Origin of the sequence: Paracoccus versutus (genome assembly GCF_000763885.1) — a bacterium.
In the GTDB taxonomy this organism is placed as follows: Bacteria; Pseudomonadota; Alphaproteobacteria; order Rhodobacterales; family Rhodobacteraceae; genus Paracoccus; species Paracoccus versutus.
On the sequence record NZ_JRKO01000003.1, the window covers coordinates 56,723 to 71,572 of the forward strand.

Here is a 14,850-nt window from a genome sequence, read left to right on the forward strand (position 1 = left end):
CCGGGCGCGCGGCCGCTAGACCGCGTCCCGGCCCGGCAGGCCGTTGATCCGCATGGCGGCAAAGCGCTCGCGCAGCCAGCGCGCGGCGGGGCCGCTGGGGCGCTGCTTGTGCCAGACCAGTTCCAGCGCCACCGGCCAGTCGGCGCCGTCGAATTGCAGCGGCGGCGTCACCAGCTCGTCGCGGACCGGAGAGTTGTCGATGATATGGTCCGGGACCAGCGCCCAGCCGATGCCCTGCCGGACCATTTGCAGGATCACCCAGTGGCTTTCGACCCACCAGACCTCGGCCGCCGTGCGCAGGCGCTGCTTTTCCGGCCCCTCGCTGCGCACCGCCACCATCAGCTGGCGGTGGCGCTTGAGTTCCTCCCAATCGACCAGCGTGTTCGCCAGCGGGTGGTCCTTGCCGCAGACCAGCTTCAGGGGCACCCAGCCCAGGGTGTGAAAGGCGATCTCGGTCGGCAGGATTTCCTGGCGCCACATCACGCCGATGTCGGCCTTGCCGTCCAGCACCAGCCGGCTGACGTCCTCCATCATCGGGAACAGCAGCTCCAGCTCGACATGCGGGAAATGCGCGGCGAAATCGGCGAAAAGCGTGGCCAGCGGCTGTTCGGGGTAAAGCTCGTCGATGGCGACGGCCAGCCGATGCTCGACATGCGCGGTCAGGCTGGCGGCGACGCCGATCAGGTGTTCGCGGCGGTCCAGCACCACCCTGGCCTCGGCCAGCAGCCGCTCGCCCGCCGGGGTCAGCACCGGGTTGCGCCCCTCGCGGCTGAACAGCGCGACGCCCAGGTCGTCCTCCAGGTTCGAGACCTGGGTGCTGATCGCGGATTGCGCCTTGCGCAGCGCCCGCCCCGCGGCCGAGAACGAGCCGTGCTGCGCGGCGGCGACGAAAGCTTCCAGCTGGTCCAGCGATACGGTCATCGATCCATCTCGTTTTCAGATGGAAGCTAACTTTGCTCTGCTGAGAATCAAGATAGAAACGGCGCAACACGCAACAACGGAAAGATTCGGACCATGACGATGCGCAGTTTCCCCGACCGGGTGCGGCATGCGCTGATGTTCGAGACCATCGGACTGGCCATCATCACCCCGGCGACGGCCTGGCTTTACGGCAAGCCGCTGCTCGACATGGGCGTGGTGGGCGTGGGGGCGGCGACCCTGGCGACGGTCTGGACCTTTGTCTTCAACCTGGGCTTCGACCATGCGATGCGCTGGCTGCACGGCCATACCCGCAAGGCGCTGCATCACCGGCTGCTGCATACCCTGCTGTTCGAGGGCGGCCTGCTGGTCATGCTGCTGCCGCCGATGGCCTGGTACCTGGGCATGACGCTGTGGCAGACGCTGCTGCTCGACCTGTTCATCGTGGCCTTCTACCTGGTCTATAACTTCGTCTTCAACATCGCCTATGACCGGATTTTCCCGCTGCCCGACATGCCGCGCGGGCAGCCGGCCTAGCCGGGATCGCGGGCGATCTCGTCCAGCAGGAAGGCGCGGAACTTGCGGATGCTGGGGCGGTTGCGGCGGCCGGTGGGATAGACCAGCCAATAGCTGCGGCCGTTCTGCGCCACCAGCGGGAAGGGCTGGATCAGCCCGCCGGTCGCCAGCTCGAAGCGAAAGAAGCGCGGCGTCAGCAGCGCGACGCCATAACCCTCCAGTGCCGCCCGCGCCTCGTGCAGGTCGGTCGAAAGCGTCAGGCCGGGCTTGGGCGGGATTTCCCGGAAATCGACGCCGGCCTCGCGCATCCAGACCGCCCAGTTCGGGTCCACCCGGTCCAGCAGCGGCAGCTTCAGCAGGTCGGCCGGTTCGCGCAATTCGTGCTTTTTTGCCAGTTCGGGCGACAGCATGGGCGTGTATTCGATGGGCATCAGGCAATGCGCCTCGAGGCCCGGCCAGCCGCCCTCGCCGGCGCGGATCGCGACCGTGATGTCCTCGCGCCCGAAATCGACCAGGTTGTCGGCGGTCTCCAGCCGCACGGCCAGGTTCGGGTGGTTCATCTGGAACTTGCCCAGCCGCGGCGACAGCCACGCCCCGGCAAAGGTCGGCACGGTCGAGATCGACAGGGTCGAGACCGAATCCGCCGAAGGGTCGGCATAAGCCTCGCGCAGCATGTCGAAGGCGTCGATGGTGGGGCGGGCGAACAGCGCCCCGGTCTCGGTCAGCACGATGCCGCGCGGCTTGCGCAGGAACAGCGGCGTCGCCAGCCGCTCCTCGAGCAGGCGGATCTGGTAGCTGACGGCGGCCTGGGTCATGCCCAGTTCCTCGGCGGCGCGGGTAAAGCTCAGGTGCCGCGCCACCGCCTCAAAGGCGCGCAGGGCGGCGAGAGGGGGGATGGACATAAGGCTGCCTTATGGGTGCTTGCCGAGGCTTTGTTGGTCAAACCGGCGCCAGACTAGCATGATCGCGTCATGGATCAACCATGACCACTGAAAGGAGGGCTGAAATGTCCGACCATCCTGCATGCGACCGTGAACGCCCTTTCCTGCCGATCCTGTCGCGGCTGTTCGCCATGCTTCGTGGCGATAAGCCCAGCCTATCGCCCTGCCTGGACCGGATGGCGGCGTTGGATCATCCGGCGACGCGCAAGGCGCTGGCCGACCTGCCCGAGCATCTGTTGCGCGACATCGGCGTGGCCGACACGCGCAGCGATGCGGCCGCCCCCTCGCAGGAAGGCGACGCGCTGCGCCGTCATCTGTGGTAGACCAGCCTGTGCCGCGCGCCCCTGATGCACCGGGTGCGCGGCAGTCGCATGCCGGTGCCTGACTTGTCCGCGAGGCGCCGGCGTCAGCCCGTATCGGATCTGCAGCGCGCCAGGGCCAGGACGAAGACCGTCGCCACGCCCGATCCGGCATAGAGCGCCAGGCTGCTGACCAGGCCGCAAATTCCGAACAGGCATCCTGCCAGGGCGGAAAGCGTCGCCACCAGCATCGAAACGATCAGGATGCCCATGCAGAACCGCACCCGCCACGCAGGTCAGTCGAGGGTGCGGGAATTTTTCGTGCCGGTCGCCGCCTGTCGTTTCTTTCCATACCTGTCTGCACTGATTCGCGTATCTACGAAGCAGACTATATAGACAAAATCCTGACGGTATCCCGATAAAAGCGCCGAAACGCATCAGGGGCGTTTCGACGCAGGGGCAGGCGCGGCCTGCCCGACCCGGATCAGAGGTGGATCGCGGCGAATTTCGTCTCGTCGATGCCCAGGCGGCGCAGGTCGGCTGCGGCGGGACGGCGGTGCGCTTCGGCCGCCGAGGCGACGGCGATGGCGGCCCGCAGGGTCGAAAGGGCCGAGGTGAGGGAATGATAAGCGCGGTGCATTTTTCTGCCTGTCTTCTAGGTTTCATCGAACATGTCGATGACAGACAGATGGGCCTCGCCCGGCCTTTCTGCAACGCGGCAAAACGGCAAGGCGGCCATGACGCCAGCACATGGCGGGCCCGGCCCTTGTCGGGCCGGGCGGCGGGTCAGTCCTCTTCGCCGGCCAGCTGGCTCAGCACCTCGCCCTTGCCGCGGGCGCGCAGGATCAGCGGCACGATCAGCGCCAGCGCGGCGATGCCCAGAAGCACGGCGGCGATGGGCGATTGCACCAACGTCGTCCAGTCGCCCTGGCTGATCGACAGTGCCCGGCGCAGCTGCTGCTCGGCCATCGGGCCCAGGATCAGGCCGACGACGATCGGCGCGATCGGATAGCCGAAAAGCCGCATCACATAGCCCAGCACGCCAAAGCCCAGCAGCATCCCCAGCTCGAAGGCCGAGGGGTTGGCGCCGATGGTGCCCAGCGTCGCGAACAGCAGGATGCCGGCGTAAAGCCAGGGCTTCGGCACCGTCAGCAGCTTCACCCACAGCCCGATCAGCGGCAGGTTCAGCACCAGGAGCATGGCGTTCGCGATCAGCAGGCTGGCGATCAGCCCCCAGACCAGCGTCGGGTTGGTGGCGAACAGCAGCGGGCCGGGCTGCAGCCCGAACTGCTGGAAGCCGGCCAGCATGATCGCCGCCGTGGCCGAGGTCGGCAGGCCCAGCGTCAGCAGCGGCACCAGCGTGCCGGCCGCGCTGGCGTTGTTCGCGGCCTCGGGGCCGGCGACGCCCTCGATGGCGCCGTTGCCGAATTCCTCGGGATGCTTGGTCAGCTTCTTCTCGGTGGCATAGGACAGGAAGGTGCCGATCTCGGCCCCGCCCGCCGGCATGGCGCCGATGGGAAAGCCGATGAAGGTGCCGCGCAGCCAGGGCTTCCACGACCGCGCCCAGTCGCGGCGGCTCATCCAGATCGAGCCCTTGACGGCCGTCACCTCGTCCTCGACCTGCAGGCGCTGGCCGGCGATGAACAGCGCCTCGCCCAGGGCGAACATGGCGACGGCCATGGTCGTCACCTCGATCCCGTCCAGCAGTTCGGGCACGCCGAAGGACAGCCGCGCCTGGCCGGTCAGCTGGTCGATGCCGATGCAGGCCAAGGCCAGGCCCAGGAACAGCGATGTCAGCCCGCGCAGCGCCGAATCGCCGAAGGCGGCCGAGACGGTGACGAAGGCCAGCACCATCAGCGCGAAATATTCGCGCGGGCCGAAGACCAGCGCCACCTTGACGATCCAGGGCGCAAGGAAGGCCAGCAGCAGCGTCGCGATCAGCCCGGCGATGAACGAGCCGATGGCGGCGGTGGCCAGCGCCGGCCCGCCGCGGCCCTTGCGGGCCATCTTGTTGCCTTCCAGCGCGGTGATGATCGAGGCGCTTTCGCCCGGCGTGTTCAGCAGGATCGAGGTGGTCGAGCCGCCATACATGCCGCCGTAATAGATGCCGGCGAACATGATGAGCGAGCCGGCCGGATCCAGCCGGTAGGTCACGGGCAGCAGAAGCGCCACGGTCAGCGCCGGGCCGATGCCGGGCAGCACGCCGACCGCGGTGCCCAGCGTCACGCCGATCAGCGCGTAAAGCAGCATCATCGGGTCGGCGGCGGTGCCGAGCCCCTGCATCAGGAATTCGAATGCGCTCATGGCTCAGCCCCGCGGAAAGACCAGATGCTCAAGCGGCCCGGCGGGCAAATGCAGCATCAGAAGTTGCGAGAAGATCGCCCAGACCACGAAGGCGAAGACGATGCCGATGGGAATGGTCATCGCCAGGTTGCGCTTGCCGAAGGCCCGCGCGGTAAAGGCGAAGAGGATGCCCGTGGCGATGGAAAAGCCCGCGACATGCAGCAGCATCAGCTGCGCGGCCAGGCCCGCGACGATCCACAGGACCGGCACGGCGTTCTGCGGCGGGCGCTGGGGGAAATCGCCGCGCAGCGCCTCGATGGCGGTCCAGGCGGCCAGGCCGATCAGCGCGAAGCCCACGACGCGCGGCACGCTGGCGGGGCCCACGCCGGAATAGCCGCCCAGGTCGGCCAGGCGCGCGCTGTCCCACAGCATCACGCCGCCGACCGCCACCAGCCCGGCGGCGATGATCAGCGCCGCCGTATCACGGCGGCGCGGCGGTTCGTGGCGGTTGCCGCTCATTTCACCAGACCGATGTCCTTGAGGATCGCCTCGGTCGAGGTCACGTCCTGTTCAAGCTGGGCCTCGAAGTCCGGGCCGGCCAGGTAGGTGTCCATCCAGCCCTTGTCCGAAAGCTGCTTTTGCCAGTTTTCCGACTTGGCCATCTTCTCGATGTCGGCGGTGACCTTGGCCTTCTGCTCGTCCGACAGGCCCGGCGCGGCGGCGACCATGCGCCAGTTCTCCAGCGTCACGTCCAGCCCGGCCTCTTGCAGGGTGGGCGCATCGACGCCCTCCAGCCGCTCGGGCGAGGTCACGGCCAGAAGGCGCAGCGTGCCGGCCTGGATCTGGGCCTCGAACTCGCCCAGCGAGGAAATGCCCGCCGTCACCTGGTTGCCCAGGATCGCCGCCAGGGCCTCGCCGCCGCCGGAATAGGCGATGTAGTTGATCTTGGTCGGATCGACGCCGGCCGCCTTGGCGATCAGGCCCACGGCGATATGGTCGGTGCCGCCGGCCGAGCCGCCGGCCCAGCTGACCGCGCCGGGATCGGCCTTCAGCGCCTCGATCAGCCCGGCGATGTCCTGGATGGGCGAGGCGGCGGGAACCACGATCGCCTCGTATTCGCCGGTCAGCCGGGCGATGGGGGTCACGTCCTTGAGCGAGACGGGCGAGTTGTTGGTCAGGATCGCCCCGACCATGACATAGCCGCCGACGATCAGCGTATCGGGGTTGCCCTTGTTCTGGCTGGCGAATTGCGCCAGGCCGATGGTGCCGCCGGCGCCGGGCACGTTCTGCACCTGCACCGATTTCGAGATGCCTTCCTCTTGCATCACGGTCTGCATGGTGCGGGCGGTCTGGTCCCATCCGCCGCCGGGGTTGGCCGGGGCGATGATGGTGTAATCGGCCATGGCCGGGACCGCGACGGCCCCCGCGAACAGGCTGGCGAGAACGAATTGCTTCATGGTCTTCCTCCGCATCGGCCGGACGCATCCGCGCCGGTCCCGTTATCCGCATTTTCTGGGTCTGGCCTGCATCTCTCCCGGAATGCAGGCGTCCTCCGCAAGCCCGCGCGCAGGCGGGCCCCGTGCCTTTCCAGCACAGAAAGCTGTCATGGACCTGACATCGCGGCGAAAATTATTCCCCGGCCAGCGCCTTGTTCCAGCGCGCCAGCAGCTTGGCCCGCGTCGCCTGGTCCAGATAGGCCAGAAGGCCGGGGCTGACCGGCACCGGCTTCAGCCGCAATCCCGCCAGATCCTGCATCCCGCCCGCGGGGCCGGGCTGGCCCGCGACCTCCAGGCTGACGGCCGAAAGCCGCAGGGTGCGCGACAGCAGGCTCTGCCCCTCGGGCGACATCAGGAAGGCCAGGAAATCCGCCCCCAGCCCCGGCTGGCGCGCCGCCGCCGGCACCAGCCCCACGCGCGAGACGACGACGGTGAAGTCGCGCGGCAGGATCACCCCCAGGTCGGGATGCCGCCGCGCCCAGTCCGCGGCGTAAGAGCCGAGCAGGTTGTAGCCGACCGCCAGCCGCCCGTCGGCGATCCGCTCCAGCAGCTCGGCCGAGGTGGGGAATTGCTGCACCCCCGCCCGGCCCATCGCCTGCACCACCGACCAGATGCCGGGATAAAGCTCCTGGTCGCGGGCCAGGAACAGATAGCCCACGCCCGAGCGCGCCACGTCATAGGTGCCGATCCGGCCCTGCGCCTCGGCCGGATGCTCGGCCATCCAGCGCATCAGGTCGGCGCGGGTGGCGGGCGGCGGATGATCGGCGAAGCTGGGCTTGTGATAGGCAAAGACCGCCGGCTCGAAGGTCAGCGCATAGGCGGTGTCGCGCCAGTTCGCCCAGCCGGGCCAGCCCGGCGTGTCCGGCGTCTCGACAGGGCGGGCGAAGCCGTCGTTCGCCAGCTTGACCTGCAGGTCCATGGCCGAGGAAAAGGCGAAATCCGCCGTGCCGCCGCCCGCCTGCGTCTCGGCGACGATGCGGTCGTGCAGCTGGGTCGTCAGCAGGTTCTCGTAGCGCACGGCGACGCGGGGATGGCGGCTCTGGAAGGCGGCGACCAGCGGCGCGGCCAGGTCGTCGTCGAGCGAGGAATAGACCGACAGCTCCTGCCCATCGCCCTGCGGGGCGGGAAACAGCGTCACCTGCGCCGATGCCGCGCCCGGCCACAGCGCGAGTGCGGCGGCGATGGCTGGCAAAAGGCGGGCGAGCGGGCGCATGATCGGCGACTTTGCCAAAGCGGCAGCCCGTTCACAAGCCCGCCGCGCCCCGCTAGGTTGCGGCCAAGGGGGGGAACCATGCGCATCCTGCTTGTCGAGGACAATTTGTCACTGGCCGAGGGGCTGACCGCGCTGCTGCGGCAATCGGGCTATGCGGTGGACGTGGTCCATGACGGCGCCTCGGCCGAGGCGCTGGCTGCGGCGGAAAGCTTCGACCTGGTGATCCTGGACCTGAACCTGCCGCAGATGGACGGGCTCGAGGTGCTGCGGGCGATGCGGGCGCGGCGCAACCCGGCGGCGGTGATGATCCTGACCGCGCGCGGCGCCCCCGAAGAGCGGGTGCGCGGCCTCGACCTCGGCGCCGACGACTATCTCATCAAGCCCTTCGACATCGGCGAGTTCGAGGCCCGCATCCGCTCGCTGCTGCGCCGCCAGGCGGGCTTGCGCAATTCCACCGTCAGCTTCGGCGACCTGGTGCTGGACCAGGCGGCGCGCAGCTTCCTGCTGGCGGGCCAGCCGCTGGACCTGCCGGCGCGGGAACGCGGGCTGCTGGAGCTGCTGATCATGCGCGCCGGCAAGGTGGTGGCGCGCGAATCGATCGTGCAATCGCTGACCTCGCTCGAGGACGACCTGTCCGCCAATGCCATCGAGCAATATGTCAGCCGGCTGCGCAAGCGACTGGCGCCCGCCGGGCTGACGGTCAGGACCGCGCGCGGCATCGGCTATTTCCTCGACCGGGCCTCGCCGTGATCCGGCGGCCGTTTTCCCTGCGCCGCCGGCTGCTGGGCTGGCTGCTCATGGGAACGCTGGCGCTGGGCACCGCCGCGCTGATCGACACCTGGCGCGAGGCGGTGCGCATGGCCAATGCGCTGGCCGACCGGGTGCTGGCCGGCTCGGCGCTGGTGATCGCCGAGCGCGCCTCGCTGGACGACCAGGGCCGCATCGCCATCGAGATCCCCTATGGCGCGCTGGAGATGCTGAGTTCGGCCGCGCAGGACCGGGTGTTCTATCGCGTGGACGGCCCGCCCGGCCATATCGTCACCGGCTATGGCGACCTGCCGATGGCGCCGGCGTGGCCGGGGGGCGAGCCGGCCTATGCCGACGGCGTGTTCCGCGGCGAGCCGGTGCGGGTCGCCAGCCTGGCCCGCGCCGCCTCGACCGGCATCGACGAGGTGCCCTTCGTCGTCACCGTGGCCGAGACCACCAATGCCCGGCGCGAGCTGACGCGGGCGATCCTGATGCGCTCGGCCCTGCGGCTGGCGCTGATGATCGCGGGCGCGGCGCTGATCGTCTGGATCGCGGTGACGCTGTCCCTGCGCCCGCTTTACCGGCTGAGCGAAGAGATCGCCGCGCGCAACCCCGACGACCTGAGCCCGATCGAAACGCCGGTGCCGTCCGAGGTGCGCGGGCTGGTCGGCACGGTGAACGGCTTCATGCGGCGGCTGGGCGCGGCGCTGGACGGGATGCGCAACTTCACCGGCAATGCCGGGCACCAGCTGCGCACGCCGCTGACGGTGGTGCGCACCCAGCTGGCGCTGGCGGCGCGGGCCGCGACCCTGCCCGAGGCGCAGGCCGCCGCGGCCAAAGGCGACGCCGCCGTGGCCCATGCCGAGCGCATCCTGGCGCAGCTGCTGCTGCTGGCGCGGGTCGATACTGCCGAGGGCGCGGCGCTGGCCGCGCCGCTGGACCTGGCGGCGCTGGCCCGCGACCTGACCGCCGAGCATATCCCCGCCGCCGCCGAGGCCGGCATCGACCTGGGCTTCGAGGGCGAGGGGCCGGTGACGGTCCGGGCCGAGCCGCTGCTGATGGGCGAGGCGCTGAGCAACCTGATCTCGAACGCGCTGCTTCATGCGGGCCGCGCGGCGGTGGTGACGGTGCGCGTCGGGCGCGCGGGCGGCGACGCGGTGCTGGAGGTCGAGGACAACGGCCCCGGCATCCCGGCCGAGGCGCGTGCCGCCGCCGTCAGCCGATTCGCGCGGGGCGAGACCTCGGGGCCCGGCATGGGCCTGGGCCTGCCGGTGGCGCTGGAGATCGCCAGCCTGTTCGGCGGCCGGCTGACGCTGGACGAGGGCGCCGGCGGGCGCGGGCTTCTGGCGCGCATCACCCTGCCGGCGCTGGCGCGGGCCGGGTCCGTGCAAGAAAATGCCGGGATCGATACGGAACCCTTGCAATCGTGACCCGGATTCGCCATCTTTTGCGCGTTCGCGTCTTCGTGAACGCAGTTTGATGGCCGGGCCCCTCTGGCGGACGTGGCGGCACGTTCGTGATGTCGGCATCGATCTTTGACCAGCCGCCTGGATCTTGTTCTGACATGCAGCAAGGAAACAACCCGCCCTTGGGGGGCTCGACGAGTGGAACCCATCGTCCCACCCTGCAATATTTCAAATGGTCCTTCATCGTCACCGTGCTTGGCCTTGCGCTGGGCGCGTTGCTGGGATGGCAGACCACCGGAACCGTCGGCGGCACGCTGACGATCTTCTTCATCTGCGCCGTGCTGGCGGTGCTGGAAATCTCGCTTTCCTTCGACAACGCCATCGTCAACGCCAACAAGCTGAAAGAGATGACCCCGAAGTGGCAGCGCCGCTTCCTGACCTGGGGCATCCTGATCGCCGTCTTCGGCATGCGGATCGTCTTTCCGCTGCTCATCGTGGTCGTCGCGGCCAATATCGGCCCCTGGCAGGCGATGGTCCTGGCCGCAAGCCAGCCCGACGAATATTCGCGCATCATGCATGACGCGCACCTGCCCATCGCGGCCTTCGGCGGCACCTTCCTGATGATGGTCGGCCTGAGCTTCTTCTTCGACCATGAAAAGGACGTGCATTGGGTGCGCTGGCTGGAACATCGCATGCAGCGCTATGCCACCGTCCGCGGCATCGAGGTCGCGGTGGTGCTGGTCACGGTGCTGATCTTCTCGCGCTTCCTGGAAGGGGCCGATTCGCAGGTGTTCTTCCATTCCGCGATCTGGGGCCTTCTGACCTTCCTGCTGGTCGAGGTGCTGGGCGGCCTGCTGGACAGCTCGCAAGAGGCGCTGCAGGCCGGCGCCAAGGGCGGCATCGGCGCCTTCCTCTACCTGGAAGTGCTGGATGCCTCGTTCAGCTTCGACGGCGTGATCGGGGCCTTTGCGCTGACGCATAACCTGTTCGTCATCGCCATCGGCCTGGGCATCGGCGCCATGTATGTGCGCTCGATGACCATCATGCTGGTCGAGCGCGGCACCCTGGCCGAATACCGCTTTCTCGAACATGGCGCCTTCTATGCCATCATCGCGCTGTCGGTGATCATGTTCGTCCAGCCCCTGGTGCATATCCCCGAGGTCATCACCGGCCTGGGCGGCGCGACGCTGATCGGCATCTCGTTCTGGTCCTCGATCCGCTGGAACCGCAAGAACCACGCGGTCGAGGCGTAAGCCCTCCGAAGCGACAGGAATGGCCGCCGCCTTTCGGGGCGGCGGCCTTTTTGCTATCCCTGACCCGTGGTTCGGAACGAGGGATGGACATGCGTTACCTGCTTGCCCTGCTGGTCGTCGTCGCGGTGGCGGCGCTGTTCTATTGGCGCCATGCGCAAAGGGCCGGGGCCGCGCAGGATGACGGCGCCGACGTGCAGGCGCTTTACCAGGCCGGCCGGGCGCTGCCGCAGGGGCCGCTGCGGGTCTATCACCTGGGCCACAGCCTGGTCGGGCGCGACATGCCGGCGATGCTGGCGCAGCTGGCCGGGCAGGGGCACGACTATGCGTTGCAACTGGGCTGGGGCACCCCGCTGCGCGAGCATTTCCAGGGCGGCGCGGCGATCAACGGCTTTGCCCAGGAAAACGCCACCCCCCGCTATCGCGACGCGCATCAGGCGCTGGCGAGCGGCGAATACGACGCCTTCGTCATGACCGAGATGGTGCGGCTGAAGGATGCGATCCAATACAAGGAAAGCCGCCTCTATGCCGGGAAATGGGCGGCCGAGGCGGCGGCGGGCAATCCGGCCGGGCAGGTCTTTCTTTACGAAAGCTGGCACGCGCTGGACGATCAGCCGGAATGGCTGTCGCGCCTGCCCGACGACCTGGAGACGATGTGGAAGCCCGGCCTGCTCTGGCCCGCCGCCCGCGCCGCCGGCAGGCCGGTCTGGCTGATCCCGGTCGGGCAGGTCATGGCCCGGCTGGTGGCCGAGGCCGAGGCCAGGGGCGGCATCGCCGAACTGCAATCGCGCGAGGATCTGTTCGCCCGCAGCCCGGACGGCACGCTGGACCCCATCCACCCCAACGACCTGGGCGTCTACCTGGTGGCGCTGACCCATTACGCGGTGCTTTACGGCCAAAGCCCGGTCGGCCTGCCGCATGCCTTGCTACGCGCCGATGGCAGCCCCGCCGATGCGCCCTCGGCGGAACTGGCGCGGCGCATGCAGGAAGTGGTCTGGGAGGTGGTCAGCACCAACCCGCTGACCGGCCTGCAATCCCCATAATCCGAACGCTGTTTTTACGGATCGTTGAAAACATTTCGATTGATCCGGCGCGGGATTTGCCTTCTTGGCAGGCATGGGCTGATCGTATTCCGGGCAATTGCCCAAGACGCGGTCAGCCGTGCTGAGGAGGTCCGATGCTTACCGGGTTCGTGCTGTTCTATGTCGGCGCCGTGCTGTTTCTGAACGGGCTCTGGCTGATGGGCCGGATCGCCGATCGCGAGATCGTCGTCATCAACATCGTCGCCGCGCTGGTCTCGGGCGCGGCGGTGCTGCACGACGCCTTCGGCGCCGGGGCCAGCGCGGCCAGCATCCGCAACGGCGCGCTGAGCCTCTTGTTCTGCACCACCTATCTGTGGGTCGCCTATAACCGGCTCAGCGGGGCGGATGGGCGCGGCCTGGGCTGGTTCAGCCTGTTCGTGGCGGTGACGACCGTGCCGGTGTTCCTGCGCGCGCTTGCGGCGGCCGGCTCCGCGGCCGAGCTTTGGCTGGCGGCGAACTGGGCCGTCTGGGGCGTGCTGTGGTTCCTGTATTTCCTGCTGCTGGCGCTGGGTCGCCCGATCCAGCGGCAGACCGCCTGGGTCACGCTGCTGGCCGGGATCTTCACCGGCTGGCTGCCGGGTTTCCTGCTGCTCGACGGGCTGCTCTGATCACCAGAACAGATGCGCCTCGTCGATGGCGCGGCGCCAGAAGGCGTCGCGGTCGGCCTCCGGCGTCCAGCCCAGCAGGCGCTTGGGCTTGGCGTTGTCAAAGGGCGACAGGTGCCCGCGCGATTTCCAGTCCGCCAGCGAGGCGGGCGCGGCACCCTTGCGGCGCAAGGCATGGCGCTTCAGCCCCTGCTTGACCGCATCGACTGCCCAAAGCGCGGTCAGGTTCGAGCCGCTGACCTTCAGCCGCGCGCCGGTGCGGCGGTGGATGGCGTCGAAATAGTCGCGCCCCGAGAACATCGGCTCGCCGATCAGGTTGAAGCTTTCGCCGATGGCCTCGTCCCGCTCCATCATCGCGATCAGCCCGTCCGAGACGTCGTCGGCCAGCACGAAGGGCAGGATGTTGCGGCCATTGCCCCACAGCCGCACCGCGCCGGCGCCATGCCAGCGGCCGATGCCCCAATGCTGCAAGGGGCCGCCGTCGCCCAGCACGATGCCGGGCCGGGCGATGACCAGCCGCAACCCCTGCGCCTGCATGGCGATCAGCCGCCGCTCGCCCTCGGCCTTGGAGCGGGCATAGATATTGCGGCTGTCCATCTGGCCGAAATCGCTGGCCTCGGTGATGGTGCGGGCGGGGTCGGACATGTCGTATGAGGCGATGGTGCCGGTATGGACCAGCCGCCCGACGCCGGCGCGGATCGCGGCGCGGCCGATGCGCTCGGTCGTGGCCACGTCGTTTTCCAGCGCCGCCTGCCAGCTCTTGTCGGTGGATTTCGCCAGGTTGAAGACGCAATCCATGCCCTGCATGGCGACCGCCAGCCCGTCCTCGTCGCGCAGCGAGACGCCCAGCGTCTCGACATGGTCGGCGATGTCGGGGAAGGGGCCGTTGCGGCCGCGCGACAGCACGCGCACGTCATGGCCGCGCTGGACCAGCCGCCGGGTCAGGTTGCGGCCGATGAAGCCGGTGCCGCCGATCACCATGACGCGCGGCTGCGGCGTGCCGCTGGGCCGGGCCGGAACCGCGGGCAGGGCGGGCAGGCGGGCCAAGGCATCCTCGATCCCCTGCATCACCGCGCGGGCCGAGGCGGGGGCAAAGCGCGGGTCGGGCCGGCCGGCGCGGATGCCGTCGTAGAATGCCGCGACGGTGGCGCGGAAGCTTAGCCCATAGGGACTTTTCTGGTTCAGCGAGGCAACCTGGCGCAGGGCGTTCCGCGCCCCCTCGCGCAGATGCGCCCCGGCGCGGGACAGTTCCTTGGCCAGCGGGTTCAGCACCAGGTCGGCGGTATTGTCGCGCGTGACCACCAGCGCATCCGCCGCATAATCCAGCCGCGCCATGCCGGACGAGCCGCGCAGCATGACCGAGCGGTCGTCGAAGGTCTCGACCAGCGACAGGGCGATGGTCACGTCCACCTTGCCGGCGCGGGCGAGGATGCGCCAGCTTTGCGGCCGCCGCTCGCCGCCGGGCAGGGTGATCCATTGGCCCAGGCTGACATGCTCGACCTCCAGCGCGCCGAACAGGTCCACGGCGAATGAGAAGGGGTGCGGGCCAAGCTCCAGCAGCAGGTTCTGCGTCTGCCGCAGCATCCACAGCGCGTAGGGCCCCGAGCGCAGCGGCACCAAGGGCAGCGCCCAGTTGACCTGCGCGCTGGAGACCAGCCCCAGGTCGCCCGCCTGCACCGCCTGTTTCAGCCGTTCGTAACCCGGCAGGCCCAGGAAGTTGTGGCAGGCGCCCAGCTGGCGGCCGGCGGCCTGGGCCGCGGCCTCCATCGCGTCGATCTCGGCCACCGACAGGGCCACGGGTTTCTCGACCAGCACATGCAGCCCGGCGCCCAGGCATTTCACCGCCAGGTCGCGGTGCAGGTTCGGCGGCGTCAGGATATGCACCACGTCGCAGACCCCGGCCGCGATCATCTGGTCCAGGTCGGCAAAGGCGGCGACGCCATGGCTGGAAGCCAGCGCCTCGGCCGCGTCAAGGGCGGGGTCGCAGATGGCCACCAGCCGTGCGCCCGGCGCCGCCTTGATCGCATCGGCGTGCCACGAGGCGATGTAGCCGGCCCCGACGATACCGACGCGCAAGTCCGAGGTCATGGCAAG

The 14,850-nt window shown here is 69.1% G+C and carries 16 protein-coding genes; 7 read left to right on the top strand and 9 right to left on the bottom strand.

Going from position 1 to position 14,850, the window contains the following annotated elements; translation table 11 throughout:
• Nucleotides 1–15: 15 nt before the first annotated feature.
• On the bottom strand, nt 16–921 hold the full coding sequence (locus IT40_RS02005) for a LysR family transcriptional regulator (RefSeq protein ID WP_036749878.1): 906 nt from the start codon (nt 919–921) through the stop codon (nt 16–18).
• 93 nt (nt 922–1,014) lie between these two features.
• On the opposite strand from IT40_RS02005, the gene IT40_RS02010 reads away from it, so the two are divergent.
• Nucleotides 1,015–1,455, top strand: coding sequence for a PACE efflux transporter (locus IT40_RS02010; protein ID WP_036749880.1), 441 nt, complete (start codon nt 1,015–1,017; stop codon nt 1,453–1,455).
• Here IT40_RS02010 and IT40_RS02015 read toward each other — a convergent pair.
• Nucleotides 1,452–2,336 (bottom strand): LysR substrate-binding domain-containing protein, encoded by an 885-nt coding sequence (locus tag IT40_RS02015; RefSeq protein ID WP_036749882.1) that lies wholly within the window; start codon nt 2,334–2,336, stop codon nt 1,452–1,454. The two genes, IT40_RS02010 and IT40_RS02015, sit on opposite strands and share 4 nt — an antisense overlap.
• Nucleotides 2,337–2,440: 104 nt before the next feature.
• Between IT40_RS02015 and IT40_RS02020 the strand changes: the two genes are divergently transcribed.
• Nucleotides 2,441–2,698 carry a DUF1127 domain-containing protein gene (locus IT40_RS02020; protein ID WP_036749884.1) on the top strand — a complete coding sequence of 86 codons (258 nt, stop codon included), beginning with the start codon at nt 2,441–2,443 and terminating at the stop codon, nt 2,696–2,698.
• Between the two features lie 83 nt (nt 2,699–2,781).
• On the opposite strand, the gene IT40_RS28245 is transcribed toward IT40_RS02020, so the two are convergent.
• The 6 genes from IT40_RS28245 to IT40_RS02040 all read right to left on the bottom strand — a co-directional run bounded on the left by IT40_RS28245 (nt 2,782) and on the right by IT40_RS02040 (nt 7,666).
• Nucleotides 2,782–2,946 (bottom strand): hypothetical protein, encoded by a 165-nt coding sequence (locus tag IT40_RS28245; RefSeq protein ID WP_157034044.1) that lies wholly within the window; start codon nt 2,944–2,946, stop codon nt 2,782–2,784.
• A 212-nt stretch (nt 2,947–3,158) separates the two neighbouring features.
• Entirely contained in the window at nt 3,159–3,314 is a 156-nt protein-coding gene (locus IT40_RS29135) for a hypothetical protein (protein WP_166435514.1), read from the bottom strand.
• 146 nt (nt 3,315–3,460) lie between these two features.
• The gene (locus IT40_RS02025) at nt 3,461–4,978 is read right to left on the bottom strand and encodes a tripartite tricarboxylate transporter permease (RefSeq protein WP_036749886.1); all 1,518 of its coding nucleotides are present in this window, start codon (nt 4,976–4,978) and stop codon (nt 3,461–3,463) included.
• Between the two features lie 3 nt (nt 4,979–4,981).
• Nucleotides 4,982–5,476 (bottom strand): tripartite tricarboxylate transporter TctB family protein, encoded by a 495-nt coding sequence (locus IT40_RS02030; protein WP_036749888.1) that lies wholly within the window; start codon nt 5,474–5,476, stop codon nt 4,982–4,984.
• Nucleotides 5,473–6,414, bottom strand: a complete 942-nt coding sequence (locus IT40_RS02035) for a Bug family tripartite tricarboxylate transporter substrate binding protein (RefSeq protein WP_036749889.1) — start codon at nt 6,412–6,414, stop codon at nt 5,473–5,475. The genes IT40_RS02030 and IT40_RS02035 overlap by 4 nt, the downstream gene beginning before the upstream one ends.
• 172 nt (nt 6,415–6,586) lie before the next feature.
• Entirely contained in the window at nt 6,587–7,666 is a 1,080-nt protein-coding gene (locus IT40_RS02040; RefSeq protein WP_052095686.1) for an ABC transporter substrate-binding protein, read from the bottom strand.
• A 78-nt stretch (nt 7,667–7,744) separates the two neighbouring features.
• Between IT40_RS02040 and IT40_RS02045 the strand changes: the two genes are divergently transcribed.
• From IT40_RS02045 to IT40_RS02065, 5 genes are all read left to right on the top strand, one after another.
• Nucleotides 7,745–8,416, top strand: coding sequence for a response regulator (locus IT40_RS02045; protein ID WP_036749890.1), 672 nt, complete (start codon nt 7,745–7,747; stop codon nt 8,414–8,416).
• A complete protein-coding gene (locus IT40_RS02050; protein ID WP_036749892.1) occupies nt 8,413–9,843 on the top strand; it encodes a sensor histidine kinase in 1,431 nt (476 codons plus the stop codon). Before IT40_RS02045 ends, IT40_RS02050 begins: the two co-directional genes overlap by 4 nt.
• Before the next feature lie 134 nt (nt 9,844–9,977).
• The gene (locus IT40_RS02055) at nt 9,978–11,072 is read left to right on the top strand and encodes a DUF475 domain-containing protein (protein WP_052095687.1); all 1,095 of its coding nucleotides are present in this window, start codon (nt 9,978–9,980) and stop codon (nt 11,070–11,072) included.
• Nucleotides 11,073–11,161: 89 nt separating this feature from the next.
• On the top strand, nt 11,162–12,112 hold the full coding sequence (locus IT40_RS30405) for a cupin domain-containing protein (RefSeq protein WP_036750072.1): 951 nt from the start codon (nt 11,162–11,164) through the stop codon (nt 12,110–12,112).
• A 134-nt stretch (nt 12,113–12,246) separates the two neighbouring features.
• The gene (locus IT40_RS02065; RefSeq protein ID WP_036749893.1) at nt 12,247–12,759 is read left to right on the top strand and encodes an AmiS/UreI family transporter; all 513 of its coding nucleotides are present in this window, start codon (nt 12,247–12,249) and stop codon (nt 12,757–12,759) included.
• On the opposite strand, the gene IT40_RS02070 is transcribed toward IT40_RS02065, so the two are convergent.
• Complete coding sequence (locus tag IT40_RS02070; protein ID WP_036749895.1) at nt 12,760–14,844, bottom strand: NAD-dependent epimerase/dehydratase family protein; 2,085 nt, start codon at nt 14,842–14,844, stop codon at nt 12,760–12,762.
• Nucleotides 14,845–14,850: the final 6 nt, after the last annotated feature.